Below are 15,562 nucleotides of genomic sequence, written 5' to 3' on the forward strand. Positions count from 1 at the left end.
AAGCTATTGTTTTTGTAGAAATAGATTGAGTTCAGCACTCATAATCTCATCCTCTCCTAATAAAGTACTAACCTGCATCACACAGATGACAGTATCTCCTCCATCTATTTTAGAAACCAAAGATCCCTTAGTAATAATCATTTCTCCGACCTTAGGTAGTTTATCTATCTTCACTTTTTTTATCGAACTAATAAAGCCTAGTACACTAACGTTCTCTCTTTCATTATCATTCTCATCAAAGAAAAATGACTGACCAACTATAGCAGCGCAAGTCTGAGCTGCATTCTCTATTAGTGCTACCTCTTGGAGTTCTCCTTTAGTGACGAATAAGTTATCTTCCTTTATTAAAAAAGTAGTACTTACCGTTTTACTCCCTATTTCACTAATGATATCTACCATAAGCATCGGTTCGCGATGAGGTAGATAATTTTGAATACTTACAGATCGAGTAGAACGTCCCATCTATTCTTCTTTAGCTAATACAGTCTTCATCGAACCTGAAGCAATTACTACTCCTTCACAATACGTAACTAATTCTACTAAGGTCACTCCCATAAATTCTTGTAGAATATCAACCTTTGTATATATTGTATCACCTACTTTAGGTAAGTTATGTATATCTATCTTCTTGATAGACCCAATATAGCCAACTGGTGCAGGCTCATTACGCAAATGAAACTGATACCCTGTATGCAGTGCTACAGACTGAGCCATATGTTCAATTATTCCTACCTCTCTCAGCACATCGCTATTTACACACAGATTATGTTCATCTATTGTTAGTCCAGCAGTTATACTAGTCTCAGTATATTCATACAAAGCATCTACCATAACTATTGGTTCACGTTGAGGTATCAACTGTTTGACTAAGTTGCGATCTATTATATCTACTAATTTATCCATCTATACCACTTTTAGATAAGCATATGCATAAGAGAATCTTCCACTCTCTGGAACGGACAACATAATGCGATCACCTGATTTTAATTTACCTGAATTCATCAGTTCTTCTAACATTAGATAAATCGAAGCTGACCCAACGTTACCAACACGCTTAAGGTTCATAAACCATTTGTCTTTTGTTATTTCTATACCTGCTTCAACAAATTTAGTATATAAATTATCTACAAAATAATGTGATGACACATGTGGCAAAAAATAGTCTATTTCGCCTGTTTTGACATCATATTTTTCCATTGCACGTTTCATACTATCCACACCTCTTTCCAATATATTGTCATTTAGTATCTTCACATCTTGTTTTAAAGAGAATACAGATTCAGTCAACCATTCACTAGAAGAATAATCACTCCAAGGTTTGATAGAACCATCTTCTTGTTTATCTCCTCCAGCATACATACACGCTTCTAATTCATAAGCGTATGAGTAAGCATCCATCCACAATACTTCTAGAGAAGTAGTATCTCTAGGCTTATCCTCTAATAATAAAGCTGCCGCTCCATCAGATAACATCCAGCGCAAAAAGTCTTTTTTAAATGCGATAATAGGAGTCTGTTCCAGTTCCTTTAGATTGTCTATCTCAGCTTCAAAGCGGTCTGCTTTCATCCATGAAGACACACGTTCAGATCCTGTACAAACAGCATTCTTAGAATTACCAGACTTCACTGACATATAACCAAATTTCAATGCACTCATCCCAGAACAACACACCCCAGAAGCAGAGTTTAGTTCTACTGATTTTGTTTTCATTAGACCATGTACCATAGCTGCATGAGAAGGCAACAAATGATCAGGTGTAGAAGTACCACATGACAATACCTCAATATCCCTTAAGGTAAATTGATTATCACATAATCCTTTTATTGATTCAAATGTCAAATCACTATTGTTATGTGTTACATAGCCATTACTATCAATAGCATAATAACGTTGTTCAATTCCATTGTTACGCAATACAATACGTCTCGCTTTTGATTCTTTATTGTCTATCTTACCTAATTTGGCTTCCATCTGATCATTATCAACAGCTTCATTAGGCAAAAACTTTGCACTTTTTGTTATATATACTTTATTCATAATAGTAACTAATCTATTCCTTGAAAATACTTTTCGTCCTTTTTTATCTTCCAATATTTCAATGGATATAACAAGAGGTGAATCATATGCACGATAGGTGAAATCAACCATATCGCGATAAATAAATAATAATTAAATATCTTTAATAATGTCTTTCTATTTTTACTCTTATAGATTAACGCTGACCATACCTTAAATATTCTATTGGCTTTCTTATCCATAGATACTAAAAAATGCCTAACTTCTACAGCCCCTATATTTACTAGCTCTGTCTGCATACCTTGATAATTTTCTTTAAAAAGATAATTTTTTATAACCGTTCCAAAACGGTTGCTATTCATTATCTCTTCATTTGATATACCTGGTTTAGGCAAAAAGCCCCAGACTCTGCGTTGCTTACCACTAAACATCCAATCGACAATCGTAATAACACTTACCAAATTAATATGTCTATCTACAAGTGCTATATTACCAACCAACTGTCCATTGACATCCTTCAATAGTTTTTTCATCTTTTCTTGTGCCATAACCCACATATTACGGCTACCACTCACTGTCACTACAGGAGTATTAGCAAAAATATGCTGTGCATATTCACTCTTTAAAAATGAATTAATCGGAATAGATGGGGAGAGATACCACACTTGATACCCTAATATGATTAAATCATACTTAGTGTTTAATATTTCATCAACAGGAGCAATTACAGGTTGTGCTATCTGTCTAAAAGATTCTGGAAAAACATTAAAGAAATCTTCTTTGTTCCAAGGAAATAAAAAGTCTTGTTCTAACTGTATTTTACAATACGTAATTTCTACATTATCATCTAACTGAATAGGCTCAGTAAGTCTGTCTAAGACACGCTTAAGCTGTCCTGACTGAGAATAATATAAAACAAGTACTTTTTTTTTCATTATTTCTTACTATCTGTATCCCAAAAATCATAGTAATTAAACCACTGTAATGGATACTTCTTTACAATCTGAGTAACACTGTCACAATATGATTTTAATAGATGCTGCGCATCTCTATGTTTTACCTCTGCACGTCTAGTGTACAAATGGTAGTGTAAATTAGCTTCCTTCATCACATATACATACGCAACAGGTACCTTCATACGAGAAGCTATACTAAATGGACCAGCTGGAAATACAGCTTGTTCACCTAAGAATTCCTCTGTCAAGACCTTTGTCCCTGGAAAATATCTATCTCCAGTAAAACAAATAATCTCGTTATTAGACAAACAATTATTAATCTCAAAAATGTGAGACATATCATCTTTGACAATAATAAAATTAAGGTTTGTCTTAATAGATATACTCTCAAAATACTCTTTGATAAATGAGTGCTCTCTATCCGTTGTTACCAAATTTATTTGACATTCAAAATCTATATCTGCAAAGAAATATTCTGCAACCTCAAAATTCCCCACATGAGCACTAATCAGAATTGCCCCTTTTTTTTCTTCTAATAATTGCTTTAATATTTCTATGCCATCAAATTCGTAAGTAAAACGGTTGCGTAAACCTAAAGAGATAGCTGTTTTATCAATAAGTACCTGTCCAAATCTAAAATAACTCATATACATCATCATTACAGATTTCACTATTGAATATCTATGCCTATGATGTAAATAATAGTATAATGACTTATTTGACTTCCATGCTGTTATTAAATAATAAAAAGCTACAAATACTAGAACACTATAAGCTGTTCTAATACCGAGCTTCTTTATACAAAAAACAAATATTCTATATCCTAAAAGTGTCCCTTTAGATTTACCTTGCCATTGTGTCATTTTAATTACTTAGCTGCAACTTTTGTTTCTATAAGTGTATAAAAATCTTGAAATGTTACAATATTTGCAAAATCAGCTTCTACTAACTTTACCCCAAAATTTGACTCTATTAACACAACTAAGTCTACGTAATCTAAACTATCTAAATCAAGACTTTCTTTCAAGTTATTATCATTTGCAATAACATCCTCATCTACTTCAAATTCTTCTATTAAAATTTGATTAATCTTTTCTAAAATCTCTTCGTGATTCATTTCTTACTTTATATTTTTTTAACTACTAATGCTGAATTTGTTCCACCAAATCCAAAAGAATTAGACAAATATATATCAAATTTTTTATCTAAAGTTTGGTTAATTATATTTAATCTACTCGAGTCTTCATCTGGATTTTTAAAATTCAGGTTAGGAGCAATAAAATCGTTATTCATCATTAACGTAGAATACACAATTTCTGAAGCACCTGCCATCCAACATTCATGTCCTGTAAGAGACTTTGTAGAACTCACAGCAGGAGAATATCCTTTAAATACTTCATGGATTGCTTTAGCCTCATTAGCATCTCCTAGTGGAGTAGAAGTAGCATGTGCATTCACATATCCTATTTCATCTATAGCAACTCCTGATTGTACTATAGCTCTATGCATAGCTGTAGCTGGTCCTTCTACGTTAGGTGTAGAAATATGACCTCCATTAGAAGAAAAGCTATATCCCATAACCTCTCCTAGAATAGTAGCTCCTCGCTTCATAGCTGATTCATAACTTTCTAAAATTACTGTCGCACCACCACCACTAGGTACCAAACCATTACGACTACTATCAAATGGTCTAGAAGCCTTATCTGGTGCTACTCCTTCTTCTGCAAACACTCCTAATCCATCAAAACTAGCCATAGCATAAGGGTTAATCTCCTGTGCACCTCCACATATAACGATGTCTTGTAGCCCTCCTTTGATCATTAAGTATCCTAAACCAATAGCATGTGATCCACTAGCACATGCTGCACTAATGGTCATGTTAATACCTTTTAGTTTAAAGATAGTTGATAGATTCATTGTCACTGTAGAATTCATAGATTTGAATATAGCGCCAGAACCTATTAAGGCAGTATCTTTCTTCTCTCTAAAAATATCTGTTGCTTCTATAACAGCCCTAGATACACTGTCATTTCCATAAAGAATACCTACCTCATTCTGCTCTAAATACGCATCTGTAATACCTGCATTCTTCAGTGCTTCCACTGTAGCTACATAAGCATACTCTGTCTCTTCTCCAATAGAAATACGCTGTCTCCTACTCAATTCATTCTTAAGATCTGGACGAGGCACCATACCTGTATAGGCAGATCTAAATCCCTTATCATGACGCTCCTGATCATAAATAATACCTGACTTACCTGTATACAATGATTGCTTTACTTCATCTAAGTTTAATCCTAGACAAGAGTAAATTCCCATACCTGTAATTACTACTCTATTATCCATATACTAAGAATATATACCTCCATTAATATTAATCACTTCTCCTGTGATATAACCTGCCTTATCAGAAGCTAAAAAACCTACTAAATCAGCTACTTCCTCTGCTTTTCCGAAGCGATTAGCAGGAATCATCTTCACTAATTCCTTTTGATCTAATTCAGCAGTCATATCAGACTCTATAAACCCAGGTGCCACAGCATTTACAGTTATATTTCTCTTTGCTACCTCTTGTGCTAATGCTTTAGTAGCTCCTATCACACCAGCCTTAGCAGCAGAGTAGTTTGTCTGTCCTGCTGTACCTTTTACACCTGATACAGATACAATATTAATTACACGGCCATATCTATTGCGCAACATCTTTTGCATAAAGAATTGCGTTACATTATAGAATCCATTTAAACTTGTTTGCAGTACTTTATTCCAATCTTCTAAAGGCATCCACATAAATAGACCATCACTAGTAATCCCCGCATTATTAACAATAACTTCTATTACAGCTGCAGGATTAGCCTCTACCCATTGTGTTAATACACTAACTACATTCTCATGATTACTAACATCAAACTTAATAATCTCTCCTGTTGATCCTAATTTATTTACTTCAGCTAAGGTCTCTAATGCCTTTTCTTCATTAGACTGATAATTAATTAATATATGATACTTTTTATCTGCTGCTAGACGCAAACATATTGCTCTACCTATTCCTCTTGATCCACCTGTAACTATAGCAGTTTTCATACTTTTAATAACTTTTATTTACTAAATAATTCTAAGTTGTCATACCATTTATTGCCTAACAACTCTCCTTGGGTATTGATATAGCCCCATTTACCCTTATATTTTACACGAGCTAGTCCATTAATAAATCCACTACCTCTCTTTCGATAAACATAGTTTCTAGCATTTATCTCATATTTAAAAGGGATTAACTCTTTACCCTCTTTATCTATAAAGCCCCACTTTTTATTGTAGCGAGCAGCAGCTAATCCTTCTGTTCCAAAAGCTAATACATAATCATACTTAAATGGTATTACTACCTCATTTTTAGTATTAACATAGCCCCATTCACCATTTACTCTAGCAGAGATTAATCCTTCAGATAATTCCCCCATGTTTTCATACATAAATGGGATAACCTCATGTCCGAGACTATTTATCATACCTACTAACTTTTCTTTTTTAGCAATGATATAATCCATATTCTCTATCGAAATAATCTTAGTTACTTCAGGTAATTCTATCTTCTGTTCATTGTTCCACAAATAAAATATCTCATTTTCTTTTACCCAAGTTATCCCATTGTGATATTCACCAACAGCATCATACATACACGATACTATAATATTACCTTTTGCATCGATTATACCCCATTTACCTTGAGATAATGCTTTAAAATATTCATCATTTAAATACATTATTTTCTCATAAGTAGGCGGTACTATGACTACTCCTTCCTGATTAATTAACCCTACTTTTTCTCCTGGTTTATAAAACGCTACTCCACCTTTAAAGTTATAAGTCTTTCCTAACGTTTTAAATGGTTGATTCTTCTTATCGATATAAAACCAATCTTTGTCATTCAACACCATCGCTATTCCATAATTAAAGTCTTTTACCTTATCATAAGAAGGCGATATAACCCATTCCCCTTTTTCATTAATAAACCCCCATTTATTTTTTTCAAAAACAGCAGCAAGTCCTTCATTAAAGCTTCTAGCTTCTTTAAACCTTGGTGGGATAACATGTACTCCCTTTTCATTAAGAAAACCTATCTTCCCCTTCTCCTTAAACAAGGCTAATCCTTGACTAAAACTACATATAGTAAGTAGTGATATACAGCATGTCAAAATAAACCTATTCATAGACAGATATTATTGTTTTAAATAATCTTTCACTTTTTGTAGATATGGATACATTACTACATCCTCAGCAAATGTTGGGATGATGTTACGTACTTCTTTATACCACTCTTGTGTTGGTAAAGATAAGTTATCTTTACAATTCAAGGCATCTATTGCTTGAGCCAAAGTAATCATTTGAATAGATAATACTTCGAAGCTATTTTCTATCACCTTATCACATAATACTGCCGCATTAGTCCCCATACTTACGATATCCTGATTATCATTATTATTAGGAATACTGTGTACATACATAGAAGTAGATAATGTCTGACACTCTGCTGTAGTAGAAGTAGCAGTAAACTGTACTCCCTGCATCCCGAAGTTAAACCCGAGTTTACCCAGGTTTACGAATGGTGGTAACAGCTCATTAATCTTAGCATTCAGAAGATAGTTAAGTTGTCTCTCTGATAACATTGTCAATCTCGTCATCACTAACTTTAGTTTATCCATCTCTAATGAGACATAATCTCCGTGGAAGTTTCCTCCGTGATATACTTGTTTAGTCTCCATATCTACGATAGGATTATCATTAGCAGAGTTTATCTCGTTCTCTAATACTTTTTTTACCTCTTGTATGGTATCATACACAGGACCTAATATCTGTGGTACACATCGGATAGAGTAGTACTCTTGTACTTTATCCTTGAAGATACTTTCTTGATTCTCTCCAGTATATAAATGTTCGGCTCTTTTTCGCGCCATTTTACTACTCACTAATGTATCTCGCATTGCCTTTGCGATATACTGTTGACCTTTGTGCTTTTTAGCTTGGTTAAGTTCTACAGAATAGTGGTCATCATACGCACTTACAAGCTCATTAATAGCGCAAGACATCTTAATAGACCAATCTAATAACCTATTTGCATTTTGCCAATTCAGAATACCTATACCAGTCATAACAGAAGTACCATTCATAAGTGATATCCCTTCTCTAATGCGTATCTCTATTGGTTGTAGTCCTTCTAGTTCAAAGACTTCTTTTGTATCTCTTCTCTCTCCTTTATAGAATACTTCCCCTTCTCCAATTAATACTAATGCTAAATGCGCCAACTGTACCAAATCTCCACTAGCACCTACGCTACCGTGAGCAAAAATCAATGGTGTAATATGACGATCTAATAACTCCTTCATCAAGGTAATAACAGTAAGGTTAACTCCTGAATACCCTAATGACAAGGTATTCAAACGAGCCAATATAGCTGCTCTAACTTGTGCTACTGATAATGGTGTTCCGATACCTGAAGCATGACTTCTTATTAAATTATACTGTAGTTGAATACATTCCTCCTCTTGTATTCTATATTGAGCCATAGGGCCAAAACCAGTATTCACGCCATAGATTACTTTATTCTTTGAATAATCAAGTAAAAACGAGAAACTATTCTCTACACGTGTTACTAACTCTTTAGATAAAACTATTTCATTTTTATCATTTAGTATAGTTATAAAATTTTCTAAGGTTAAGAAGTCTTTTAAGATATTCATTATAAGTCTATTAATATTTTTTAATTAAATGCTTTCAAGAATTGAATATTGTCAATAACTTTGATAGTCATAATTTTAAGGCAAATTTAATACTATTAACAAAATAACAATATAAAATGTTAATTGAAAATGTAGATGTTCTAGTTATCGGTGCTGGACCATCTGGTAGTGTAGCTGCAAGTTACCTTCACAAGATGGGTATTAGTGTGAAAGTAGTAGAGAAAACTAAGTTTCCTCGAATAGTTGTAGGAGAGAGCCTTATCCCCAGAGTGATGGATCACTTCGCAGAAGCAGATCTATTCCCTTCTCTAGACAGTATGGGGTTCCAAAAGAAACCTGGTGCTCGTTTTATACGTGGTAAGGAGATTTGTATTTTTGACTTTAGCGATAAGTTTTCAGAAGGATGGGATTGGACTTGGCAAATCCCTCGTGCTGATTTTGACTTGGCTATTGCTAACGAAATGATTAAAAAAGGGGTTGATCTTGAATTCGAATCTGAAGTAACCCATATAGAATTTAAAGGCACAGACTCTATCACTACAGTGATTGACAAAAACAAACAAGAAAAACAAATAAATGCCAAATTCTTAATTGATGCTAGTGGTTATGGTCGTGTATTACCACGTTTACTCAAGTTAGATGCGGCTTCGAAACTGAGCCCACATTCTGCTATATTTAGCCATATCAGAGATGTGAGGAGACCGGAAGGAGTAGAGGGTACACAAATCTCTTTTGACATTCTAGAAACAAAAGTGTGGCTATGGGTAATTCCATTCTCAAATGGTAATACTAGTGTAGGTATCGTAGGCCCTACAGACTTCATAGAATCATTATCGAATAACAATTCGACTAAAGAAGCACTAGAAAAAGCAATCACATTATCTGATTTCTATATAAAACGCTTTGGTGATTTACCATTCGAATTCGATCCAATTAAATTAGCCAACTATTCTATCAGTGTACAAAAAATGTTTGATGATGGCTATGTATTGACTGGTAATAGTACAGAATTCTTAGATCCTGTATTCTCTTCAGGAGTGTGTTTTGCAACAGAATCTGGTATGTTAGCAGCCAAATTAGCTATAAGACAAATCAAAGGAGAAAAAGTAGATTGGCAAGCTGAATATAGCGACCACATGAATAAAGGTATAGATGTATTCACAACTTATATTCAAGAATGGTATACGGGTAATCTACAAGAACTATTCTTCCACCAACCCGAAAATCCAGATGTAAAAAGGAAGATATGCTCTGTACTAGCAGGGTACGTATGGGACGATCAAAACCCTTTCGTTAAGAAACACAACAGTGTAATACGCAATATGGCACACCTTATCAAAATGGAAAAGGAAAGCAAAAACGTTTAAAATAATAGATAAAAAATAGCCACTCCGTACAGAGTGGCTATTTTTTTGTGCCTATATATAGATACACTAGAATCATTATTATAATCACATTTGATCAAAATGACCTCTAATGGAGTGAATAGCGCTAATTGGTCAAAATGACTCTAAATGAAGTATATAAATAGTTATAACTAACTAAAACATAATAATATACACATTATCTTTTTTATTTTGTTCGGATAGTGTTCGGTAATACCTAGTATTTACTTGGGATAGGAGGTGTTTTACCGAACCGTACTAAATCTCTACCCGAACAATCTACTAACTAAATACACTACATTATGATTTATTAGAAGTTAAAATATCAGCAATATTCTTAATCCAAAATAGGCAAAATAACACCTTATTTTAAGGTCAAAAAAACGCGTTTTTTACTCTCAAAAAACACATCAAAAACTAGATCAAAATAGAGTACCAAAATCTCTAAAAAAAGAGCAAAAAATACAGCTAAAAAAGCTTGCTTAAAACTCAAAATAGAGAGCATATTTCAATAAAAAAATCATTTATTCGATAAAGAAATAAGAGGTAAAAACAATACAAAAATCTTAAAAAGACACTTCATTCTACCCCCCATCATGGCTAAAAAAACTCCTCTCTCTACCTCAAAAATGGGCACGTAATCTCTCCAATCTTACCCCAAATTCCACTAACCAACTAACCCAAATAATAACCTCGGGACACTTAATTTTGAACTCAAAAATACAATCGAAACTCTGTTTACAACCTCAATTAGGGGGATAAAAGGTGCTAAAACTCAGATAGTAACTAAGTTTACTATATTTCCTAATGTATTATAATACAGCGATTTATCTTCATACACCCCATTGTTAATAAGAAACAGTATAACACTGATATTAAACAAAGTAAGAACTAACAATTTGTGTTGATAACTGTAAAAAGTTTGAAAAAAGTATTTTTTGTTTATTTCAAAAAAATTACAATACAGCTCATGCACACATATTTGCAAATTTATTTTCTAAAACATATTGTGTGGATATTAAGATCAAAAGTATAGGTTGTGAACAGTTTTACACACCCTCATTTATCTAAAAATAACTGTTGATAACGAAAAAGTCTCTTGTTAATAACCAGTCTAAACTATTTATTTTAAATGATTTGTGAATTAACAACCTGTTGATAAGTATTAATAATTGATTTTATAGAATTTATAGAGAAAAGTTATTGTACATATTAACAGACAATACTATACTATTAGTTTATTTTAAAATTTTAAAAAATCTATTTATATTTATTATAGTTGTTAATAACGTTGATAAGTGTTTTTGTTTTTCATATTTGGTATTATGTATTGTTGAGTGTGAAATATTGAAATTATAAGGCGTTGTTTTTTAAAGGAGACTTTAGAAGGATGTCGGTTAAAATTTTCGGAGCCTCTGAGGTTTGCTTATAATTTTTAGATAGGGTAGTAGGTCTATATATGAAAAATATAGAGGGTTGATTTTTTTGAAAAGAAGAAATGTTCCACGAGGAACATTCCGAAACATCGCCTTGTATTTTGCGTATATTTTCTGACTGTGGAAGTAGGGTAAAATATCTAAATTATAAGAGGTTGTTTTTAGTAAAATTTGACTTTGATCTAGTAGTGTTTTTTGTGTAGTTTTTAAGACTGTTTTTTGTCTGCTTTTTAGCTGTGATTTTTAGGTTAGATTAAGGGGATTATTTTAGAATTTTATAGCTCTATTTTTTATTAGCAGGATCATATTTTCTGAGGTTGGTTGTTTTCATATTGATCAAAATCTCTGAAGATGTAATCCGATTTATTGATCCAGGTGATATTTATATTTTTCTTTAAAAGAGAAAATCTTAGTCTTTTTTGATTTTGTGTTTTTTTCTCCTTGAGTCTTTATTGATGAAATGCTAATTGTTCCTCGTGGAACATTTTTGAAGGTTTTTATATTTTTCTTTTTTCATTGGATTGATTTTAGACTTTATTCATTTTTTCTCATTGGTTGAGAAAAATTTGTCAAGTAGTATTTTTTAGTTTTTGCTAGTTAATAAAAATGCTTCTAGATTTTGATATTTGAGCTTGAGATTATTTTTCTTCAAAATATGAGTTTGTGGGGAGTATATTTTTTTAGAGAATTAAATTTCGTTGTTTTTGGTACATTTTTTCAACGCGCTGAGAATCGCGTATATTTTTTTTTCTAACCATTGGTACGTTTTATGGGAAATATGGAAAGGAGAGATTTTGAGCTTTTTTATTATTTTAGTTTCCTCATCGTTCTTATTTTTTATTTTGATATTGGATAAAAAAAATGAAGCGTTGAGATTGTCATATTTTGTTTTTTGTTTCACGTGAAAAAAAATAGAGTAGTGGTAGTGTGTTGTTTTTGTATCACGAGTTTTTTTTCTAATTGTTATCGATCTAAGTAGGAGTTTCGTTTTCTATTTGCGTAACTTTGGAACTTTACAAGGCTGTATATTTTATACAAGTCTTTTTTTACAAGAAAATAACGCTTTATAATTTCAATATATTATTTTAATCAAGTGTTCGTATTAAATATCAAAAGCTAAGCGGGTTGTTTTAGAATGGAGAAGGCTTTTTAAGTCTATTTTTAGGCATTAAAGCCTAAAGGATTAAGTATCTGTGTTTTTAGTTTGTAAATTTGATATTTTAAGGGCTTTTTAAGTCTATTTTTTATTTTTCCGTGTACCTTTGCAACAATTATTTTTTAATAGAGAAAAAGTATGATATTTTTTAACTATGAGACTGATTTTCAATTAGTTGATGAGACTAAATACGAAGATTGGATTGAAGAGATAGTGACTTCAGAAGGATTGATCCCTGGGGATATCAGTTATATATTTTGTGACGATGCTTACTTACATGAGATTAATGTTAAGTATTTAGATCATGATACTTTGACTGATATTATCAGTTTTGATTATTGTGAAGGAAAGATTGTCTCAGGTGACATCTTTTTATCTATAGAGAGAGTACGTGATAATGCTAAGGACTTTAATGTTGATTTTGACGTTGAGTTACTAAGAGTTATGTCTCATGGTGTCTTACATTATTGTGGTTATAAGGATAAATCTCCTGAGGATGAACGCTTAATGCGTAGTAAAGAAGAAGAGAAAATGGCTATGTTCCACGTGGAACAATAGTGTTTTTTCAAGTATTTTAATTTAAATGTTTCACGTGGAACAATGAGTATATTCGCTGATAAATATGATGTAATAGTAGTAGGTGGTGGGCACGCTGGTTCAGAGGCTGCTGCTGCTGCTGCAAATATGGGTTCTAAAACTTTATTGATTACAATGAGTTTGCAGAACATCGCTCAGATGTCTTGTAATCCTGCAATGGGAGGTATCGCAAAAGGGCAAATCGTAAGAGAGATAGATGCATTAGGGGGGTACTCTGGTATTGTATCTGATAAGACTGCGATCCAGTTTAAGATGCTTAATAAGTCTAAGGGACCTGCTATGTGGTCTCCTCGAGTACAGTCTGACCGTATGCGTTTCTCTGAGACTTGGAGGCTTATGTTAGAGGGGACACCTAACCTTGATTTTTATCAAGATATGGTGAAATCTTTGATTATTAAGAATCATAAGATCGAAGGTGTAGTAACTAATCTTGGGTTAGAAATAAAGGCTAAGACAGTTATCTTAACTAATGGTACCTTCTTAAATGGGCTTATCCACATCGGAGAAAAACAGTTCGGAGGTGGTAGAGCTGGAGAGGGTGCTGCTTATGGAATAACAGAAGACCTAGTGAAAGCTGGTTTTACTTCTGGAAGAATGAAAACAGGTACACCTCCTAGAGTAGATGGTCGATCATTAGACTATAGTAAGATGGAAGTACAGGGAGGAGATATTAACCCTTCTAAGTTTTCTTACCTAGATGTGACACAACCATTAGTTCTACAAAGAGACTGTTTTATGACGTATACTTCTCCTGAAGTACACGATTTATTAAGAGAAGGATTTGATCGTTCTCCGATGTTTACAGGTAGAATTAAGAGTATAGGACCACGTTATTGTCCATCAATTGAAGATAAGATTAACCGCTTTGCAGATAAAGATAGACACCAAATATTCGTAGAACCTGAGGGGTGGAATACTTGTGAGATCTATGTAAATGGATTCTCTACTTCACTACCAGAAGACGTACAGTTTAAGGCTCTTCGTTCGGTAGCTGGGTTTGAGAATGCTAAGATATTTAGACCTGGGTATGCTATCGAGTACGATTATTTTCCACCTACGCAGTTAAAGCATACGCTTGAAACTAAGCTTGTAGAAGGACTATATTTCGCTGGGCAAATCAATGGTACTACAGGTTATGAAGAGGCTGCTGCACAAGGGCTAATGGCTGGTATGAATGCTGCTTTAAAAGTAAGAGAAGAAGGAGAATTAATCCTTAGAAGAGATGAAGCATATATAGGTGTATTGATAGATGATTTGATCACGAAGGGGACAGAAGAGCCTTATAGAATGTTTACATCTCGTGCGGAATACCGTACTTTATTACGTCAAGATAATGCTGATTTTAGATTAACACCGAAGTCTTATGAACTAGGCTTAGCGTCTGAAGAACGTATGAGAAGAATGGAACATAAGCAGACTGAAGCAGAAAACTTCGTTCAATTCTTTAAAGAAACAAGTGTGAAAACAGAGGAGGCTAATCCTATTTTAGAAGAGAAAGGATCGTCTCTAATGAGTCAACCTGATAAGATGTTTAAGGTATTCTCTCGTCCACAAATCGAGTTAGAAGATATCCTTAAATTCGAAAAGGTAAAAACTTATATAGACGAGCATGATCTAGATCAGGAGATCATAGAGCAAGCTGAAATCCAAGTGAAATACTCAGGGTATATAGAGAAAGAAAAGAACAATGCTGATAAACTTAATAGGCTAGAGGATGTAAGAATCCCTGCTAATTTCGATTATGATAAGATAGTATCTCTATCGTTTGAGTCACGTGAGAAGCTTAAAAATATTAAGCCTATTACGATATCTCAAGCTTCTCGTATCAGTGGTGTAACGCCTACAGATATCTCTATCTTGTTAATCCATATGGGTAGATAAGCAGGTTTAGCAGGCTTGAAAAAATATAGAAGGCTGGTATGTTCCACGTGGAACATACCAGCCTTTTTTTATGGATGGTGCTGTATAGAATAATATAGAAGTAGTAGGATAGATACATATCTAAGCGTACAGAGTAGGTAGATGTATAGTGTATCATATGTAAAGTTCAGAGTACTTATTTTGGCGTTATTATTAGCGGTTAAGGATATGGTATCCTCTCTATAGTTATTGTGTTTTGTATTGTAAAGGATAGTCTAATACTCTTGAGTTTTTACTTTATAAGAGGTATTGAGTAGATAGTATTTGATGCTTTAGTTTTTACTTTCTTTTAAAGGAGAGGATGAGTTTATACCTTAATACTATATTAGAAAGTACTCTTATCTATATGCTTATTTACTTTCAT

General features: G+C 33.2%; 13 protein-coding genes. 3 read left to right on the forward strand and 10 right to left on the reverse strand.

Going from position 1 to position 15,562, the window contains the following annotated elements; translation table 11 throughout:
* Positions 1 to 3: 3 nt before the first annotated feature.
* Genes BK054_RS05405 through hutH form a run of 10 tightly spaced genes read right to left on the reverse strand, consistent with a single transcriptional unit; the run spans position 4 to position 8,704 of the window.
* A complete protein-coding gene (locus BK054_RS05405) occupies positions 4 to 462 on the reverse strand; it encodes a hypothetical protein (protein ID WP_006257918.1) in 459 nt (152 codons plus the stop codon).
* Positions 463 to 903, reverse strand: coding sequence for a hypothetical protein (locus tag BK054_RS05410; RefSeq protein WP_006257917.1), 441 nt, complete (start codon positions 901 to 903; stop codon positions 463 to 465). It abuts the gene before it with no gap.
* Positions 904 to 2,037, reverse strand: coding sequence for a beta-ketoacyl-ACP synthase III (locus BK054_RS05415; RefSeq protein WP_006257916.1), 1,134 nt, complete (start codon positions 2,035 to 2,037; stop codon positions 904 to 906).
* Between the two features lie 8 nt (positions 2,038 to 2,045).
* Positions 2,046 to 2,951 carry a flavodoxin gene (locus BK054_RS05420; RefSeq protein ID WP_006257915.1) on the reverse strand — a complete coding sequence of 302 codons (906 nt, stop codon included), beginning with the start codon at positions 2,949 to 2,951 and terminating at the stop codon, positions 2,046 to 2,048.
* Positions 2,951 to 3,835, reverse strand: coding sequence for a lipid A biosynthesis acyltransferase (locus BK054_RS05425; protein ID WP_006257914.1), 885 nt, complete (start codon positions 3,833 to 3,835; stop codon positions 2,951 to 2,953). Before BK054_RS05425 ends, BK054_RS05420 begins: the two co-directional genes overlap by 1 nt.
* Positions 3,836 to 3,840: 5 nt before the next feature.
* Positions 3,841 to 4,089: a phosphopantetheine-binding protein gene (locus BK054_RS05430; RefSeq protein WP_006257913.1), complete on the reverse strand. Its 249-nt coding sequence runs from the start codon at positions 4,087 to 4,089 to the stop codon at positions 3,841 to 3,843.
* An 8-nt stretch (positions 4,090 to 4,097) separates the two neighbouring features.
* Positions 4,098 to 5,318: a beta-ketoacyl-[acyl-carrier-protein] synthase family protein gene (locus BK054_RS05435; RefSeq protein WP_006260483.1), complete on the reverse strand. Its 1,221-nt coding sequence runs from the start codon at positions 5,316 to 5,318 to the stop codon at positions 4,098 to 4,100.
* 3 nt (positions 5,319 to 5,321) lie between these two features.
* Entirely contained in the window at positions 5,322 to 6,053 is a 732-nt protein-coding gene (gene fabG, locus BK054_RS05440) for a 3-oxoacyl-ACP reductase FabG (protein ID WP_006257911.1), read from the reverse strand.
* Between the two features lie 14 nt (positions 6,054 to 6,067).
* On the reverse strand, positions 6,068 to 7,177 hold the full coding sequence (locus BK054_RS05445; protein WP_006257910.1) for a WG repeat-containing protein: 1,110 nt from the start codon (positions 7,175 to 7,177) through the stop codon (positions 6,068 to 6,070).
* Positions 7,178 to 7,186: 9 nt separating this feature from the next.
* Complete coding sequence (hutH, locus tag BK054_RS05450) at positions 7,187 to 8,704, reverse strand: histidine ammonia-lyase (protein WP_006257909.1); 1,518 nt, start codon at positions 8,702 to 8,704, stop codon at positions 7,187 to 7,189.
* A gap of 116 nt (positions 8,705 to 8,820) precedes the next feature.
* Here hutH and BK054_RS05455 point away from each other — a divergent pair, with 116 nt between their 5' ends.
* From BK054_RS05455 to mnmG, 3 genes are all read left to right on the forward strand, one after another.
* Entirely contained in the window at positions 8,821 to 10,071 is a 1,251-nt protein-coding gene (locus BK054_RS05455; RefSeq protein ID WP_071307032.1) for an NAD(P)/FAD-dependent oxidoreductase, read from the forward strand.
* A 2,748-nt stretch (positions 10,072 to 12,819) separates the two neighbouring features.
* Positions 12,820 to 13,239: an rRNA maturation RNase YbeY gene (gene ybeY / locus BK054_RS05460; RefSeq protein WP_006266022.1), complete on the forward strand. Its 420-nt coding sequence runs from the start codon at positions 12,820 to 12,822 to the stop codon at positions 13,237 to 13,239.
* Positions 13,240 to 13,281: 42 nt separating this feature from the next.
* Positions 13,282 to 15,159, forward strand: a complete 1,878-nt coding sequence (mnmG, locus tag BK054_RS05465; RefSeq protein WP_006266023.1) for a tRNA uridine-5-carboxymethylaminomethyl(34) synthesis enzyme MnmG — start codon at positions 13,282 to 13,284, stop codon at positions 15,157 to 15,159.
* The last annotated feature ends 403 nt before the right edge of the window (positions 15,160 to 15,562 follow it).

Origin of the sequence: Myroides sp. ZB35, assembly GCF_001865835.1 — a bacterium.
GTDB classification, from domain to species: domain Bacteria; phylum Bacteroidota; class Bacteroidia; order Flavobacteriales; family Flavobacteriaceae; genus Flavobacterium; species Flavobacterium odoratimimum.